Below are 16,335 nucleotides of genomic sequence, written 5' to 3' on the forward strand. Positions count from 1 at the left end.
ACAGCGGTTTTGCGGGAAATTTCTATGCCGCCAAACCCAAAAGCAGGGGTTTAAATCTTGTTCACCGGCAGTTTCAGGAAGATGTCGCCCTGTTCGTCCGGTTCCGGCATCTGGCCTGCCCGCATATTGACCTGCAGCGAGGGCAGGATCAGTCGTGGCATTGCCAAGGTGGCATCGCGTGCGTCGCGCATTGCGGTGAACTCCTCCAGTGGACGACCCTCCCCGATATGCACGTTGAGCGCTTTTTGCTCACCGACGGTGGTTTCCCAGGCGTAGTCATCACGCCCCGGTGCCTTGTAGTCGTGGCCGACAAAGATGCGGGTCTCCTCAGGCAGGGCCAGGATCTTTTGGATCGACTGGTACAGCACCTCGGAAGAGCCGCCGGGAAAATCGCAGCGCGCAGTGCCAAAATCGGGCATGAACAGGGTGTCGCCAACAAAGGCCGCATCGCCAATCACATAGGTCAGGCAGGCCGGGGTATGGCCTGGCGTGTGCAGAACGTCGCCACGCAGTTGCCCAATCATAAAGCTGTCGCCTTCTTTGAACAGCGCATCAAACTGGCTGCCATCGCGCTGAAAGGCTGTGCCTTCGTTGAAGACCTTGCCAAAGGTGTCCTGAACCACGGTTATATTGGCGCCAATGCCAATCTTGCCGCCTAGACGCTCCTGCAGATAGGGCGCCGCCGAGAGATGGTCTGCATGCACGTGGCTCTCCAGGATCCACTCACATGTGAGCCCTTCTGCGGTGATCCAGGCGATGATCTCATCCGCTGAGGCCGTGTCGGTGCGCCCCGAGGCATGATCAAAGTCCAACACGGAATCGACAACAGCGCAGGCCACTCCGGTCGGGTCCCGCAGAACGTAGGATACTGTGTTGGTGGCCTCGTCGAAAAAAGCTTTGACGGTGGGGTTCATTGTCTGGGCACTCCCTTTCGTTTCATTTGATATATACAAAATAAGGAATATGTTTCAAGTGCTGCGGTCGCTTTGATTATGGATCAGTCTAAATTAGTTTCTGGTGTGGGTCTTGAAGAGAAAGCGCGGGTTTGAATGTGCACTGGTTTGACCTGTCACAAGGACAGCAGGAACATCGGGAGCTAGGTTAGAGCTGTGCAGGGGGAGAGCACTTGGCTTTTAACGGGGGTTTCAAGCCTCTTGTGGGGCAACTTGGATATACTGCCCTCAGGCTGCGCCCTGTAATGTAGGTGAACTCAGCTTGCCCTGCGCGCGCAGGATCTGGCGCCAGAGGCAGAGCAGCTTCCTGCGGCAGAGGTGTATGGCGACACCAGATTTGGCACGTTTTTCGAGGAGATAAAGTATCATGACACGCGCGTTGCTGACCCAAGCCGAAGAAATGGCTGAAAAAATTCACCAACAACCGGCAGAAGCCCGGCTGGCAATGCGGCCAGAGTTTTCACGACTGCTTAGCGATCTGCGAATCGAAGGCCTCTCTGTGCCGCGCTATTTGCAGCAATTGGAGACTGATCTGGCTGAGCAGGACGCTGAGAATCTATTTGACAATATGCCGGTCTGAACAGGATGCCAGCCTGAACAGGCTCGCGACTGAAACGAATCCGGTCGGCGCGCTCAACTGCTTGTTGTGGCGCGACCCGCTTGCTTCGGTTCACCGGGGGCTTGGAGGCTTGGGGGCAGGTCGGACTTGGGGCGCCTGGAACGGGGGCGGTCAAATGGCGGCTCCCAGAAACCCGCGCTGAAACAGGGCGCGCTTAGGGCGCGGGATTAGCCCAGAAAAATCCCAATCATAACCAGCATCAACCCAATAACCGAAAGAAACAGCGCGCCAAGGTTATATGGCAGAACCTTTTGAACCACCGCGCGCAGCGCGTCGTCGTCCAGTTTTTTTCCACGGGCGCGCACCACGTGCACGATGCACCACATCAGGCCAATCAGACCCGCAACCGAGAGGGCTGCTCCGGCCCAGACGAGGATTTCAAACATAGCGCAGCTCCTGCATCACTTGCACAGCGCTGCGATTAGCGGATTGCCAGTGCAGACACAAGCCACAGCCCAGCGGATATCAAGCGCGCCGCGGTGAACAGGACGGAGCTGGCCTCTGGGCAGGTGGTGGGCTGGTGGTGGGCTGAGGGCAGGTTGGTGCAGGCTGGGGGTCGGGACAAAAGGCGAGAAATCGCAGCATGCCGTTTCCTGTCTTGCGATGGGGCAGCTGTGCCGCTATCCCCTTGCCCCAATCCCTATCGCATGACAGCAGTAAATGAGGCACCCATGACAGACCATGAAGACGCCAGCGACTCCTATAAAGTAACCGCCGGAGAGCTGCGCCAGTTCGTTGAACGTATCGAACGGCTGGAGAGCGAAAAGAAAGACATCGCCGAGCAAGTCCGCGAGGTCTACGCCGAAAGCAAATCCCGTGGCTATGACCAAAAAGCGCTGCGGGCCATTGTCAGCCTGCGCAAGCGCGATAAGGATGAGATCGCAGAACAAGAAGCTGTTCTGGAGATGTACAAAGAAGCTTTGGGGATGACCTGAAGCCACAGGCCTGTTCTGCTGCGATCCTCACCGATCGCTGCAGGCGGCGCAATCGCTCAAAGACCGCTGGCCCACAGGAGGGGCCATGGCACGCCGACGGTTGCGCACCCACCTCTTGTTTTCCACCCTACCACCTGTGGGTCCGTTGCCGTGCCAAGATCAGCGCGGGTCAATGTCGCCCTAAATGCAGTTGCATCCTTTAGGGGATATGGCCGGTGCCCGCCTGTTCTGGGCACGGAGGGGAAATTACTTCAGGGTTATAAATTTTAAGCTTGAAATAACCAGCACTCTGCTCGATATTAAGGCGACAGCTGCTGTCGCCACCAGTTTACACGTGCCAAGTGACCAAAAGGAGAGCTCTATGCCTGCCATTTCTGTACATCCCGAGGGGTGGAAACCGGCCAAGGGCTATGCCAACGGTATGGTTGCCGAGGGAAAGCTATTGTTTGTTGGCGGCCAGATTGGTTGGACCGCAGATCAGGTATTTGAAGAGCACGGGTTTATTGGCCAGATGAGCCAAACGCTGCGCAATATTCTGGACGTGGTGGAGGCCGCGGGCGGGCAGGCGAGCGATATCACCCGCCTGACTTGGTATGTGACAGACAAGGCCGAATATCTGGCGCATCAGGCCGAGGTTGGCGCCGCATACCGCGCTGTTATGGGCTATCATTTTCCCGCCATGACCATGGTTGTTGTCTCGGCGCTGGTTGAGGATGAGGCCAAGATCGAGATCGAGGCCACGGCTGTTCTCGCCTCCTGAATATTTCCACTAGACAACAGATTTTTTGAGAAGGCCGGCAGGGAAACCTCCGGCCTTTTGTGATGTTTTGGGCGCCTTTTTTTCCGGTGCGCCGCGGCGGTTCTGCCGGGGGAGGAATTGCCACGCAAAGGCTCATTCTGACGCTTGTCAGCCGGAAACGGAGGGGCTTGGGGTTTGTATCTTTCTGCGCCCAAGAAATGGGCGAGGTGAAATATGAATGTATTTCAATACATTAAGGGTGGAAAGCATGTTTGCTATACAAATTTTTCAAATTTCAAAATTTTACCAGTTGATAAAAAATCAAACTGTGGCACTCTTTGAGTCGAAGAAAAAAACAGTCAGGGAGACACCCAATGGCGAGTAGCCATCAGGCATCAGGCATTCAGGCAGGGCGGTTGGCCGCTGCTGACATCGCCGACAACTTTGGGGATCTGCACCCCGCTTATGACGCACATGAGGCCGCAGTGGCCGCGGATCGTTGCTATTTCTGCTATGACGCGCCCTGTATGACCGCATGTCCCACCAGCATTGATATTCCGCAGTTTATCCGCGAGATCCAGGCCGGGCACCCGGCCTCTGCTGCCAAGACCATTCTGGATCAGAATATTCTGGGCGGCATGTGCGCCCGGGTCTGCCCCACAGAAACGCTGTGTGAAGAGGCCTGCGTGCGTGAAGCCGCCGAGGGCAAGCCGGTAGAGATCGGTCGCCTGCAGCGCTATGCCACTGACGTGGTGATGGAAAAAGATGCGCACCCCTATAGCCGTGCTGCCAGCACTGGCAAAAAGGTTGCCGTTGTTGGCGCAGGCCCTGCTGGTCTGTCGGCCGCACACCGACTGGCGATGCTGGGCCATGACGTGGTGGTCTACGACGCCAAATCCAAGGCTGGTGGCCTGAATGAATTTGGCATCGCCGCCTATAAGTCTACCGAAGATTTTGCCGCCCGCGAGGTCGACTGGCTGCTGAAGATCGGCGGTATCACCGTCGACTATGGCAAGAAACTGGGCGCGGATCTTTCGCTGGAGGGCCTCAAGTCTGATTTTGACGCGGTGTTCCTGTCGATCGGTCTGGCCGGGGTGAACGCCCTGCGTGCGGCCGGCGAAGACATGGAGGGCGTGCGCGATGCGGTCGACTTCATCGAGGAGCTGCGCCAGGCAGAAGATCTGAGCGCACTGCCTGTTGGCCGCAATGTTGTGGTTATCGGCGGTGGTATGACAGCTGTAGATGCGGCTGTTCAGTCGAAACTGCTGGGCGCTGAAAACGTCACTATCGCCTATCGCCGTGATCGCGATGCGATGGGCGCCAGCCGGTTCGAACAGGATCTTGCGGCCTCCAAAGGTGTGACCTTGATGTTCAACGTGATGCCCAAGGCCATCCATGGCAATGGCGCGGCGGCGGAAATCGAGCTGGAATATACCCAGGTCGAAGACGGTCGGGTGCGTGGCTCCGGTGAGACAGTGCGTCTGGCGGCAGAGCAGGTCTACAAGGCCATCGGCCAAAGCCTGCAAGGCCAACCCGATGCGGTTGAGCTGGAGGGGGGCAAGATCATGGTCGATGCAACGGGCCGGACTTCGGTGGCGAATGTCTGGGCCGGGGGCGACTGTGCCTCTGGTGGCGAAGACCTCACCGTGACTGCCGTGGCCGAGGGTCGCGACGCCGCAATGGACATCCATACAAGCCTGATGGGCTGAGCAAGCCAGGGTCGTTGCTGGTCAACGGCCCTAAGCGAGCATGAAAAGGAACAGACAAATGGCTGATCTGACAACAGAATTTCTGGGTATCAAATCCCCAAACCCGTTTTGGCTGGCCTCGGCGCCACCAACGGATAAAGAATACAACGTACGCCGCGCCTTTGAAGCAGGCTGGGGTGGTGTGGTCTGGAAGACCCTCGGCTCCGAAGGTCCCCCCGTGGTCAACGTCAACGGGCCCCGTTATGGTGCCATCTTTGGCGCCGACCGCCGCCTTTTAGGGTTGAACAACATCGAGCTGATCACCGACCGCTCGCTGGAGACCAACCTGGAAGAAATCACCCGCGTCAAAAAGGACTACCCGGACCGCGCCGTGATCGTGTCGATCATGGTGCCCTGCGAGGAAGAAGCCTGGAAGGCGATCCTGCCCAAGGTTGAAGCCACCGGTGCCGATGGCATCGAGCTGAACTTTGGCTGCCCGCATGGCATGGCCGAGCGCGGCATGGGGGCGGCTGTGGGCCAGGTGCCGGAATACATCCAGATGGTCACCGAGTGGTGCAAGAAATACTACTCCAAGCCCGTTATCGTAAAGCTGACGCCCAATATCACCGATGTGCGCTTCCCCGCCCGTGCGGCTAAAAACGGCGGCGGCGATGCGGTCAGCCTGATCAACACCATCAACTCGATTGTTTCAGTCGATTTGGACCAGATGGCGCCAGAACCAACCGTTGGCGGCAAGGGCACCCATGGCGGCTATTGCGGCCCGGCGGTGAAACCAATTGCCATGAATATGGTTGCGGAAATTGCCCGTTGCCCCGAAACCCATGATTTGCCGATCTCCGCCATTGGCGGCGTCACGACATGGAAAGACGCGGCAGAATTCATGGCGCTTGGCGCGGGCAACGTGCAGGTCTGCACCGCTGCGATGACCTACGGGTTCAACGTGGTGAAAGAGATGATCTCCGGTCTGTCCAACTGGATGGATGAAAAAGGGTATACCTCGACCCAGGATTTCATCGGCATGGCGGTTCCCAATGTGACCGACTGGCAGTATCTGGACCTTAACTTCATCGCCAAGGCCAAGATCAATCAAGAAGACTGCATCAGCTGTGGCCGTTGCTTTGCCGCCTGCGAAGACACCTCGCATCAGGCCATCGAGATGAGCGCAGATCGTGTCTTTACCGTAAAAGACGACGAATGTGTGGCCTGTAACCTCTGCGTCAATGTCTGCCCGATTGAAGGCTGCATCACCATGGAAGAGGTTCCCGCCGGTCAGATTGATGAGCGCACCGGCAAAGTGGTGTCGGATCAATATGCCAACTGGACAACCCATCCCAACAACCCCTCTGCTACCGCGGCGGAATGAGGTAAGCTGGCCAACAAGTTGGTTTAAAATGAAAAAGGCAGCGCAAATGCGCTGCCTTTTTTGTTGTGGCTGTTATGTGCCATGCCAAGGGGCTTGGGCCGCTGATCAAGGTCAATTTTTGTTAACTTGTTGGCGTAAGCATCCGGCGATAAAGGGTTTCCAGGAATTCAGGCGCCGCATCAAAGGGATCCTCCGGCCCCATCAACATGCGCACCTGAACGTCAAAATCCGCATAGTGCTGGGTCAGGGCCCAAATCGAAAACATCAGGTGTTTGGGATGGGTTGTGTTGATCTTTCCCGCCGCCATCCAGCCGGTCAGGACAGCTTCTTTTTCTGCCAGAAGATCCCGCAGATCGGTGGATAATGCATCCAGCATGCGCGGCGCGCCCTGCACAATTTCATTGGCAAACAGCCGACTTTCGCGCGGGTAATCCCGGCTCATCTGCAGCTTGCGCTGCACATAGGCGAGGATCTCTTCCAGCGGGTCACCACTGGCATTGATTTCGCGCATCGGATCAAGCCAGGTATCCAGCAACTCGGACAGCAAGGCGGTGAACATCGCGTCCTTGGAGGGGAAATAATACAGCAGATTCGGTTTTGACAGCCCGGCCTGACTGGCTATTTGATCCACCGTAGCACCACGAAATCCATGGGCTGAAAAGACCTCAAGTGCGGCCTCCAGAATGGCGGCGCGATTCTTTTTCTGAATACGGGTGGGTGATCGGTCCTTGGGCATAGTGGATAAGCGATCCTTAACGTCCGTTGCGCGGGTATGAGCGCCCGCAATTTGCGCATTGCCCCAGTTTCATGGGGATTTCAGAGCCAAAATGACTCAATTTCTTGACTGGTGGTCTCTCCGTGATAGCGTGAGTTTGACCAGTTGGTCAAATCCAGACCTTTGGATGCAGGCCAACGATTCAAAGCCACCAATTGGTGCCAAGCCAAGAATAACCCGCAAGATCAGCGGGGGGAACAGGAAGGAAGCTGCGATGACGTCTTTGGGACAGAATCTAAAAATCAACGGCGATCGGCTCTGGGAGAGCCTGATGGAGATGGCAAAGGTTGGTCCCGGTATCGCAGGGGGAAACAACCGCCAGACCTTGACCAATGAAGATGCCGAAGGGCGGGCCTTGTTCCAGAAATGGTGCGAGGACGCGGGCTGCACCATGGGGCTGGATCAGATGGGCAATATGTTTGCCCGCCGCGAAGGCACCGACCCGGATGCGCTGCCGGTCTATGTGGGCTCGCATCTGGATACCCAGCCAACGGGCGGCAAATACGACGGTGTGCTTGGGGTGCTTGCTGGGCTGGAGCTGATCCGCTCGCTCAATGATATGGGCATCAAGACCAAACATCCCATTGTGGCAACGAACTTTACCAACGAGGAAGGCACCCGTTACGCTCCGGCCATGCTGTCGTCGGGGGTCTTTGCGGGCATTCACACCCAGGACTGGGCCTATGACCGGGTTGACGCTGAGGGCAAGACATTTGGCGATGAGCTGAAGCGGATCGGCTGGCGCGGCGAGGAAGAGGTCGGCGCGCGCAAGATGCATGCCTTCTTTGAGCTGCATATCGAGCAGGGCCCCATTCTGGAAGCTGAGGGCAAGGATATTGGCGTGGTCACCCATGGGCAGGGGCTCAGCTGGACCGAAGTGACCATTACCGGCAAGGATGCCCATACCGGGTCGACCCCGATGCCGATGCGCCGCAACGCGGGGCTCGCCATGGCGCGGGTGCTGGAAGCGGTGGATGAAATTGCCTGGTCCCATGCGCCAAGCGCTGTTGGCGCGGCAGGCCATATTGACGTCTATCCAAACTCGCGCAATGTGATCCCCGGCAAGGTGGTCTTTACCGTTGATTTCCGCTCACCCGAGTTGGAAGTGATCGAAGACATGGAACTGCGGCTGCGCGAAGAGGGCAAGGACATCGTTGAAGCCCTTGATATGCAGATCGAATTTGAAAAAGTCGGCGGCTTTGATCCGGTGAAATTTGACGAGACCTGCGTCACAGCAGTGCGCAACGCGGCTGAGCGTCTGGGCTATTCGCATCTGGATATTATTTCCGGTGCCGGCCATGACGCCTGTTGGATCAACCGGGTGGCGCCAACTGCGATGATCATGTGTCCCTGTGTCGATGGGCTGAGCCACAACGAGGCGGAAGAGATCAGCAAGGACTGGGCCGAAGCCGGCGGCAATGTTCTGTTTCATGCGGTTGTGGAAACGGCTGAAATCGTTTCCTAAAGACAGATTGGGGCGCTGCCCCCGCGGCCCCTTTGGGGGCCGCTCTCCCGGAGTATTTCCGGAAAGATGAAATGTGCAGCGCCCAGGATTAGGCGCAGCATCAAACAACAATGGAGGCGTTTAAACGCCCCGTTTCAGGGAGTTGTACTCATGAGTAAAGTCATCAAGAACGGGACAATTGTCACCGCTGATCTCACCTATAAATCGGATGTTTTGATTGAAGGTGGGGTGATCACTGCAATTGGGCCGAACCTAAAAGGCGATGAAGAGCTGGATGCCACTGGCTGTTACGTGATGCCGGGCGGGATTGATCCCCATACCCATCTGGAAATGCCCTTTATGGGCACCTATTCGACAGATGATTTTGAAAGCGGCACGCGGGCTGGTCTGGCCGGGGGCACCACCATGGTGGTGGATTTTGCCCTGCCAAATCCGGGCGAGAGCCTGTTGGATGCTTTGAAGCGCTGGGACAATAAATCCACCCGGGCGAACTGTGATTATTCCTTCCACATGGCGGTGACCTGGTGGGGGGAGCAGGTCTTTGACGAGATGAAGACCGTGATCGAGACACGTGGCATCAATACCTTCAAACACTTCATGGCCTATAAGGGCGCTTTGATGGTCAATGATGACGAGATGTATTCCAGTTTTCAGCGTCTGTCTGAGTTGGGCGGCATTGCCATGGTGCATGCGGAAAACGGCGATGTGGTGGCGGAACTGTCAGCAAAGCTGTTGGCCGAAGGCAATTCCGGCCCCGAGGCCCATGCCTATTCGCGCCCCCCCCAGGTGGAAGGCGAGGCCACCAACCGTGCCATCATGATTGCCGATATGGCGGGTGTGCCGCTTTATGTGGTGCATACCTCCTGTGAGGACAGCCACGAGGCCATTCGCCGGGCGCGGATGCAGGGCAAACGTGTCTGGGGGGAGCCGCTGATCCAGCATCTAACGCTGGATGAAAGCGAATATTTCAACTCCGATTGGGATCATGCGGCGCGCCGGGTGATGTCGCCCCCTTTCCGCAACAAAAAGCATCAGGACAGCCTTTGGGCGGGTCTGCAGTCTGGCTCGTTGTCGGTTGTGGCCACCGATCACTGTGCCTTCTCGACTGAGCAAAAACGCTATGGGGTAGGGGATTTCACCAAAATCCCCAATGGAACCGGCGGCCTGGAAGACCGGATGCCGATGCTGTGGACCCAAGGCGTTGCTACGGGGCGGATAACGCCAAATGAATTTGTCGCTGTGACCTCGACCAATATTGCCAAGATCTTGAATTGTTACCCGAAAAAGGGTGCGGTTCTGGTCGGCGCCGATGCCGATCTGGTGGTCTGGGATCCGGAAAAGTCAAAAACCATTGCCGCCAGCACCCAGCAGTCTGCCATCGACTATAACGTCTTTGAGGGTCATGAGGTGAAAGGCCTGCCGCGCTTTACCCTGAGCCGGGGCCAGGTGGCGGTGCATGACGGCGAAATCCGCACTCAGGAAGGCCATGGCCGGTTTGTTGAGCGCGAGGCCAATACAGTGGTGAACAAGGCGCTGTCGACCTGGAAAGAGCTGACCTCTCCGCGTCCCGTTGAACGCTCAGGCATTCCCGCAACTGGCGTTTAATCAAGGAGCAGGGCTGCGCCGGGGAGCTCCCTCGTGCGCGGCCGGCTTATAGTCTGAACAAGGCGAAGACATGAATACTCAAACGACTACCCAGGCCGATGCTCCTCAGGCCCATGCCTCCGAGCGTGCCCCCGAGGCCGTCGTCGAAGCGAAAAACCTGGATCTGGTTTTTCCGACAAATGACGGTCCTGTACAGGCGCTCAAGGATGTGAATCTCACCATCAACAAGGGGGATTTTGTCTCCTTTATTGGCCCCTCAGGCTGTGGCAAGACCACTTTTCTGCGGGTGATGGCAGCGCTGGAGCACCCAACGGGTGGCTCTATCACAGTGAATGGCATGACCCCGGATGAGGCGCGCAAGCAGCGCGCCTATGGCTATGTGTTTCAGGCCGCGGGCCTGTATCCCTGGCGTACCATTGCCAAGAACATCAAACTGCCGCTTGAAATCATGGGCTATTCCAAAGCCGAGCAGGACAAACGGGTCGAGCAGGTGCTGGAGCTGGTGGAGCTGTCTGGCTTTGGCGGCAAATACCCCTGGCAATTGTCCGGCGGCATGCAGCAGCGCGCCAGTATTGCCCGGGCACTGGCCTTTGATGCCGATATCCTGCTGATGGATGAACCCTTTGGGGCGCTGGATGAGATTGTCCGCGATCACCTGAATGAGCAGCTCTTGAAACTTTGGGCGCGCACCAACAAGACCATCGGTTTCGTTACCCATTCGATCCCAGAGGCGGTGTATCTGTCGACTAAGATCGTGGTGATGTCGCCCCGTCCGGGCCGGATCACCGATGTGATCGAAAGCACCCTGCCGCGCGAGCGTCCGCTGGATATTCGCGACAGCCAGGAATTCATCGACATTGCCCATCGTGTACGCGAAGGTTTGCGGGCGGGGCATGGTGATGACTGATGCTATGATTTTCACCGGCGGTGAGGAGGGGACGTTATGAAAACCTTTCTTTCCGTTCTGATGGTGCTCGCGGCCATTGTGGCCTTTTGGTACGCGGCCTGTGTGCCGATGAACATCAAGGGTGTGTTGGATACGGCTGAACGCGGCGGGGCCGAAGTCATGCCTGCGACCTCCAAAGCGCGGCGCGACATGGGGACCTTTGGTCTGGTGGCTGGCAATACATTTGCCATCGCGCAGACCTGGGAACAGGATCGCCCGCGCCTGCCAGCACCGCATCAGGTGGTGACTGAGCTGTGGAAGACCACAGTGATGAAGAAACTCACCTCGAAACGCTCGCTGGTTTACCATGCTCAGGTGACGCTGAAGGCAACCCTGATGGGCTTTGTCATCGGCACCGGGCTGGGGGTTTTGCTGGCTGTGGGGATTGTGCATTCACGGGTGATGGATATGTCGGTGATGCCTTGGGCGATTGTCAGCCAAACCATCCCGATTATTGCGCTGGCACCGATGATCATCGTGGTGCTCTACTCGATTGGGGTGCAGGGTATTTTGCCCAAGGCGATTATCTCAGCCTATTTGAGTTTTTTCCCGGTCGTGGTTGGCATGGTGAAGGGGCTGCGTAGTCCCGATGCGATGCAGCTGGATTTGCTGAAAACCTATAGCGCCAATACCGCGCAGGGGTTCTGGAAACTGAGGTTGCCATCGTCGATGCCCTATCTGTTCACGTCACTGAAAATTGGCATCGCGGCCTCGCTGCTGGGGGCCATCGTTGGTGAGCTGCCGACTGGCGCGGTGTCCGGTCTTGGCGCGCGTCTACTGGCGGGCAGCTACTATGGTCAGACAGTGCAGATCTGGTCAGCGCTGTTTGCGGCGGCCATTCTGGCAGGGCTGTTGGTGGCGTTGTTGGAACTGATCGAAAAGATCGTTCTGAAGCGGATGGGAATGCAGCAATGATGGGACTGTACATGACGAGACAGCCTAGGATGAAACCGGGGAAGGCGGGCGCTGGCCCCGCCGCAGCGATGCGGCTCCCCCGGGGTATCAATGGCCAAATGAAGCCTGTGACGCTGGCACCTATGTGGTGTCGGGTCGGCAGCGGAGGTGTCAGATGACTTTGGTATTTCTTGCAGTTTTGGTCTGGTGTCTGGGCTGGTGGTTGAACAGCCGTTTGGCCAATGGGGCCAGCGCGGATACCCGGGCGGTAAAGCTTTTGGTGCCGATGATCTTTGGTGTCACCGTGCTATTGGTCTGGGAGCTGCTGGTGCGTGGGCTTGCGGTCTCCATGGTGATCCTGCCAGCGCCAAGCCTGATTGCCGAGCGTTTTGCCTCCTCCTTGCCGATCTTGTGGAAAGATCTGGCGCAGACCTTTTTGAAGGGGGCCTTGTCTGGCTATATCATCGGCTGTGGCGCAGCCTTGCTGATGGCGGTGGCGGTGGATCGCAGCGATTTCCTGCGTCGCGGACTGCTGCCCGTGGGCAATTTTGTTGCAGCCCTGCCGATTGTGGGCACTGCGCCCATTCTGGTGATGTGGTTTGGCTTTGACTGGCAGTCCAAGGCGGCTGTGGTTGTGGTCATGGTGTTCTTTCCGATGTTGGTGAACACGGTGGCTGGCCTGCGCGAGACCTCTGCCATGCAACGGGATCTGATGCAGACCTATGCGGCCAGCTATTGGCAGAGCTTTTTTAAACTGCGCCTGCCGGCAGCTTTGCCGTTTATTTTTAATGGTTTGAAGATCTCAACCACCCTGGCGCTGGTGGGCGCAATTGTGGCTGAGTTCTTTGGCTCGCCCACCGTGGGCATGGGCTTTCGGATCTCGACCAGCGTCGGGCAACTGGCTTTGGATATGGTCTGGGCCGAGATTGTCATGGCGGCCTTGGCGGGGTCTTTTTTCTACGGGGCGATTGCCCTGATCGAGAAAAGCCTGACCTTCTGGCATCCCTCGCAACGGGGATAAATGAACAGTCCACCGCGCGAGATAAATTGCGCGGTGGATTTGCCAGGGGAGCGCTCTGGCAGAGGACTTTGACAGTGGTGAAAAATCAGTCACTGGCCTAAAATAAACGCTCAATTGCTGCGCGAAGAGGCAGAATGCCTAACAAAAACTTAAGAATAATATTTGATCGAAGGGTCAAATTCGCGCAAGCTTTCATCATAACCAACGGGAGAACGATCTCATGAAACACATTTTGACAGCCGCCGGTCTGGCGCTTGCATCTGTCGGCGCGGCCCAGGCTGCGGATGACGTGAAGCTGCAGCTGAAATGGGTGACACAGGCACAGTTCGCGGGCTACTATGTAGCACTGGACAAGGGCTTTTACAGCGAAGAAGATCTGGATGTCACCATCCTGCCAGGTGGCCCGGACATTGCCCCCACACAGGTGATTGCCGGCGGTGGCGCTGACGTCACGGTCGAGTGGATGCCGGCGGCCCTGGCGGCGCGCGAAAAGGGCCTGCCACTGGTCAACATCGCTCAGCCCTACAAAAGCTCTGGCATGCAGCTGACCTGCTGGAACGACACTGGTATCGCCGGCCCCGAAGACCTGCCCAACCGCACGCTGGGTGTCTGGTTCTTTGGCAATGAGTTCCCCTTTATGAGCTGGATGAGCAAGCTGGGTATCTCTACCGAAGCCAAGGGTGAAATGGGTGTAGAGGTTCTGAAACAGGGCTTTAACGTGGATCCTCTGTTGCAGCGTCAGGCCGATTGCATTTCGACTATGACCTATAACGAATATGGCCAGGTGCTGGATGCGGGCGTTTCCCCGGATGAATTGATCACCTTCAAATACGAAGACCAGGGCGTCGCAACCCTGGAAGATGGTCTGTATGTTCTGGAAGAAAACCTGGACGACCCTGCCTTTGTCGACAAGATGGAGCGCTTTGTACGGGCCTCGATGAAGGGCTGGAAATACGCCGAATCCAATCCGGATGAAGCGGCAGAAATCGTGCTCGACAATGATGCTTCCGGTGCGCAGACAGAACACCACCAGCAGCGGATGATGCGCGAAGTCGCCAAGCTGACCGCAGGTAGCAACGGTGCACTTGATGTGGCTGACTATGAGCGGACGGTTAAAACCCTGCTCGAAGGTGGTTCTTCGCCAGTGATCACCAAGACACCTGAGGGCGCCTGGACCCACATCATCAGCGACGCGGCTTTGAAATAAGTCTCATGCGTCCTGTTCGGCGCAGTGGGACAGGGCGTTACTAAACGTCAAATCAACCCGCCCAACCTGATGGTTTGGCGGGTTTTTTGTGGATTTTTGTTGGATCTGGGACTTGGCTGTAAAAGCCGAAAGAGCCTAAACCTGCTCCAAAAAGCCGCCGTATTGTCCGCGTTTAAAGACCAACCCGTTGCCGGGACAGGTGGTGACTTGAGTGACTTTGCCTAAAATGATGGTGTGGTCCCCGGCGGGGTGGGCGTCAAAGTGCTGGCACTCGAACCGGGCGATGAAGCCGGACAGGGCCGGGGTTCCGGCGGCGCTTTGGCTCCAGTTTTGCGCTGTAAACCCTTCACCGTTGCGGGCAAAATGCTCCGCCTGGCCTAGCTGGTCTTCGGCGAGCACGTGAATGGCAAAGCGCTCTGCTGTGACAAAGGCATCGTGGCGCAGGGAGCTGCGATCAGGACACCACAGCAACAACGGCGGCTGCAGCGAGACAGAGGTGAAACTGTTCACAGTTATTGCCAGCGGGCCGCTGTCCGTCAGGGTTGTCACCACGGTGACGCCAGTGGCAAAACAGCCCAGAGCATCCCGATAAGCCCGGGCCGTGTCAGCGTCGGGAATAAAACTGGTCTGTGGCATCGCGCGCCTCGCTTCAGGTCTTTTTGCCTGCCTGCCATGTGCTGCCGTGATTGTCCACCGGGTTCAGGTCTTCCAGCAATCGCCCATGGCGTCGGGTCTGTTCAATCACCTGTGCGAGGCTATCAAGCCCGCGGGCCTGCAACATGGGGATCATCTGCACCAGCGCGCAGGCTGTTGCATGGGCGTCGCCCAGGGCGGTGTGACGCAGGGCCGGTGGGATTGTGATGTCCAGCCGCGCGCACAGCGCGTCCAGGGTATGGGGCACCGAGGCGCCAAACAGCACCGCGCTCAGCAGTACCGTATCCAGAATTGGATGATCCCACTCCACGTTGGTGGCCTTGGCGTGACGGCGCAAAAAGGCCATGTCAAACGGCGCATTATGGGCCACGATCACGGCATCTTTGGCAAAGAGGTGAAACGCGGCCGCAGCAGTGGTGATTGTGGGCGCGCCCTGCACCATGGCGGTGCTCACCCCATGCACCCGGGTCGAGGCTTCGGGAATCGGGCGTGCCGGGTCCACCAGCGTGTCGAACTGCTCGCCCTCGATCAGACGCCCGTTCAGCACCCTGACCGCACCGATCTGTACAATTTCGTCCTTGTGGGGCAACAGCCCGGTGGTTTCGGTGTCAAACACCGTAAAACACAGCTCATTCAGGGGGCGGTCCCCGATGTCGCGCAGGGGGCGGTCCAGCAGGTCAAAATCATAGACCAAGGGGCGCGCAGCCTCCGGCGCAATTTGGGCAACAGCGTCCTCAAAGATCAGCACATAGCCCTCGCCTTGACCCAGCGGTTTCAGACTCACGGCATAGCTTTGCGCCGCGTCTCGGCCAATGACCTGCGCCTGTACTTCCTTGCCTGACTTGTTCATGCGATCATAGGCGGCTTCCAACGCTTGGCGGTCCAGGTAGTCAAACAGGCAGGCATTCAAACGTGGATGGGCGATCTGCGCCAGAACAGTTGCAGCCTGGGTATCATATAACACGATGCGATGATCCGGCCCCAGCATCACTGTGGCCACCGGCAGCTCGCTCAGCAGGGCCGTTAACCGGCGCTTGTCCGCTTCCAACCGGGCCGTCTCCTCGGCGATACTGCGGGCGGTCAGCTGGGTGGCGTCGCCCAGCTCCCCGGCCAGCCCGGCAGCCGCCGGTGCCAGATCGCCCAGATAGCGCGCGGTCTTGGCATCAATGCCACGGGACACACCACCATGGGCCCGCAGCCGCATTTCAGCGGCAAGGATCTCGATTGGTTTGGCGACATTTTCGTCAAACAACAGCCAGATCCCGGCGCAAAGCCCCAGGATTGCAAAGGTGCCCATGAGGCCGGCAAAGATAAAGGGATCCAGCAACGCAGGCGTCGCGGCGCGTTCAAAGCTAAGCCAGAGACTGCCAAGGCTGACAGTAATCGCGCCAAGGGCCAGCAGGCAAAAGAACAGGAAAATCCGCAGGCGCAGGCTCAGATGGGTCAACAT

At 57.7% G+C, this 16,335-nt stretch carries 16 protein-coding genes; 11 read left to right on the plus strand and 5 right to left on the minus strand.

From position 1 onward, the window contains the following. Window positions 1-50: 50 nt before the first annotated feature. A complete protein-coding gene (locus JZI28_RS07540; RefSeq protein WP_353401061.1) occupies window positions 51-914 on the minus strand; it encodes an MBL fold metallo-hydrolase in 864 nt (287 codons plus the stop codon). 406 nt (window positions 915-1,320) lie between these two features. On the opposite strand from JZI28_RS07540, the gene JZI28_RS07545 reads away from it, so the two are divergent. Further along, the gene (locus tag JZI28_RS07545) at window positions 1,321-1,533 is read left to right on the plus strand and encodes a hypothetical protein (RefSeq protein WP_348153520.1); all 213 of its coding nucleotides are present in this window, start codon (window positions 1,321-1,323) and stop codon (window positions 1,531-1,533) included. A gap of 206 nt (window positions 1,534-1,739) precedes the next feature. Here JZI28_RS07545 and JZI28_RS07550 read toward each other — a convergent pair whose 3' ends face one another. Continuing rightward, entirely contained in the window at window positions 1,740-1,958 is a 219-nt protein-coding gene (locus tag JZI28_RS07550) for a hypothetical protein (protein WP_375699734.1), read from the minus strand. A gap of 285 nt (window positions 1,959-2,243) precedes the next feature. Between JZI28_RS07550 and JZI28_RS07555 the strand changes: the two genes are divergently transcribed. From JZI28_RS07555 to preA, 4 genes are all read left to right on the plus strand, one after another. Beyond that, window positions 2,244-2,507 carry a DUF2312 domain-containing protein gene (locus JZI28_RS07555; protein ID WP_027239953.1) on the plus strand — a complete coding sequence of 88 codons (264 nt, stop codon included), beginning with the start codon at window positions 2,244-2,246 and terminating at the stop codon, window positions 2,505-2,507. Between the two features lie 361 nt (window positions 2,508-2,868). Next, complete coding sequence (locus JZI28_RS07560) at window positions 2,869-3,267, plus strand: RidA family protein (protein ID WP_297341430.1); 399 nt, start codon at window positions 2,869-2,871, stop codon at window positions 3,265-3,267. A gap of 353 nt (window positions 3,268-3,620) precedes the next feature. Next, on the plus strand, window positions 3,621-4,955 hold the full coding sequence (locus JZI28_RS07565) for an NAD(P)-dependent oxidoreductase (protein ID WP_375699735.1): 1,335 nt from the start codon (window positions 3,621-3,623) through the stop codon (window positions 4,953-4,955). A gap of 58 nt (window positions 4,956-5,013) precedes the next feature. Further along, window positions 5,014-6,318: an NAD-dependent dihydropyrimidine dehydrogenase subunit PreA gene (preA, locus tag JZI28_RS07570; RefSeq protein ID WP_297340103.1), complete on the plus strand. Its 1,305-nt coding sequence runs from the start codon at window positions 5,014-5,016 to the stop codon at window positions 6,316-6,318. 121 nt (window positions 6,319-6,439) lie between these two features. Here the strand turns inward: preA and JZI28_RS07575 are convergent, their stop codons facing one another. Next, on the minus strand, window positions 6,440-7,054 hold the full coding sequence (locus tag JZI28_RS07575) for a TetR family transcriptional regulator C-terminal domain-containing protein (RefSeq protein ID WP_297340102.1): 615 nt from the start codon (window positions 7,052-7,054) through the stop codon (window positions 6,440-6,442). Between the two features lie 253 nt (window positions 7,055-7,307). Between JZI28_RS07575 and JZI28_RS07580 the strand changes: the two genes are divergently transcribed. From JZI28_RS07580 to JZI28_RS07605, 6 genes are all read left to right on the plus strand, one after another. Next, window positions 7,308-8,558, plus strand: a complete 1,251-nt coding sequence (locus JZI28_RS07580) for a Zn-dependent hydrolase (protein WP_375699736.1) — start codon at window positions 7,308-7,310, stop codon at window positions 8,556-8,558. Window positions 8,559-8,708: 150 nt separating this feature from the next. Continuing rightward, on the plus strand, window positions 8,709-10,163 hold the full coding sequence (gene hydA, locus JZI28_RS07585; protein ID WP_348153508.1) for a dihydropyrimidinase: 1,455 nt from the start codon (window positions 8,709-8,711) through the stop codon (window positions 10,161-10,163). A 70-nt stretch (window positions 10,164-10,233) separates the two neighbouring features. Next, window positions 10,234-11,070 (plus strand): ABC transporter ATP-binding protein, encoded by an 837-nt coding sequence (locus tag JZI28_RS07590; protein WP_375699737.1) that lies wholly within the window; start codon window positions 10,234-10,236, stop codon window positions 11,068-11,070. A gap of 36 nt (window positions 11,071-11,106) precedes the next feature. Beyond that, window positions 11,107-12,024: an ABC transporter permease gene (locus JZI28_RS07595; protein WP_375699738.1), complete on the plus strand. Its 918-nt coding sequence runs from the start codon at window positions 11,107-11,109 to the stop codon at window positions 12,022-12,024. A 154-nt stretch (window positions 12,025-12,178) separates the two neighbouring features. Next, window positions 12,179-13,024: an ABC transporter permease gene (locus JZI28_RS07600; RefSeq protein ID WP_348153502.1), complete on the plus strand. Its 846-nt coding sequence runs from the start codon at window positions 12,179-12,181 to the stop codon at window positions 13,022-13,024. A 220-nt stretch (window positions 13,025-13,244) separates the two neighbouring features. After that, on the plus strand, window positions 13,245-14,231 hold the full coding sequence (locus JZI28_RS07605) for an ABC transporter substrate-binding protein (protein ID WP_348153500.1): 987 nt from the start codon (window positions 13,245-13,247) through the stop codon (window positions 14,229-14,231). Window positions 14,232-14,366: 135 nt separating this feature from the next. Here the strand turns inward: JZI28_RS07605 and JZI28_RS07610 are convergent, their stop codons facing one another. Next, on the minus strand, window positions 14,367-14,867 hold the full coding sequence (locus JZI28_RS07610; RefSeq protein ID WP_297340095.1) for a flavin reductase family protein: 501 nt from the start codon (window positions 14,865-14,867) through the stop codon (window positions 14,367-14,369). Between the two features lie 13 nt (window positions 14,868-14,880). Beyond that, window positions 14,881-16,335, minus strand: a complete 1,455-nt coding sequence (locus JZI28_RS07615; protein WP_375699739.1) for an exonuclease domain-containing protein — start codon at window positions 16,333-16,335, stop codon at window positions 14,881-14,883.

It is taken from the genome of Pseudophaeobacter sp. TrK17, from assembly GCF_042192375.1.
Taxonomy (GTDB): Bacteria; Pseudomonadota; Alphaproteobacteria; order Rhodobacterales; family Rhodobacteraceae; genus Pseudophaeobacter.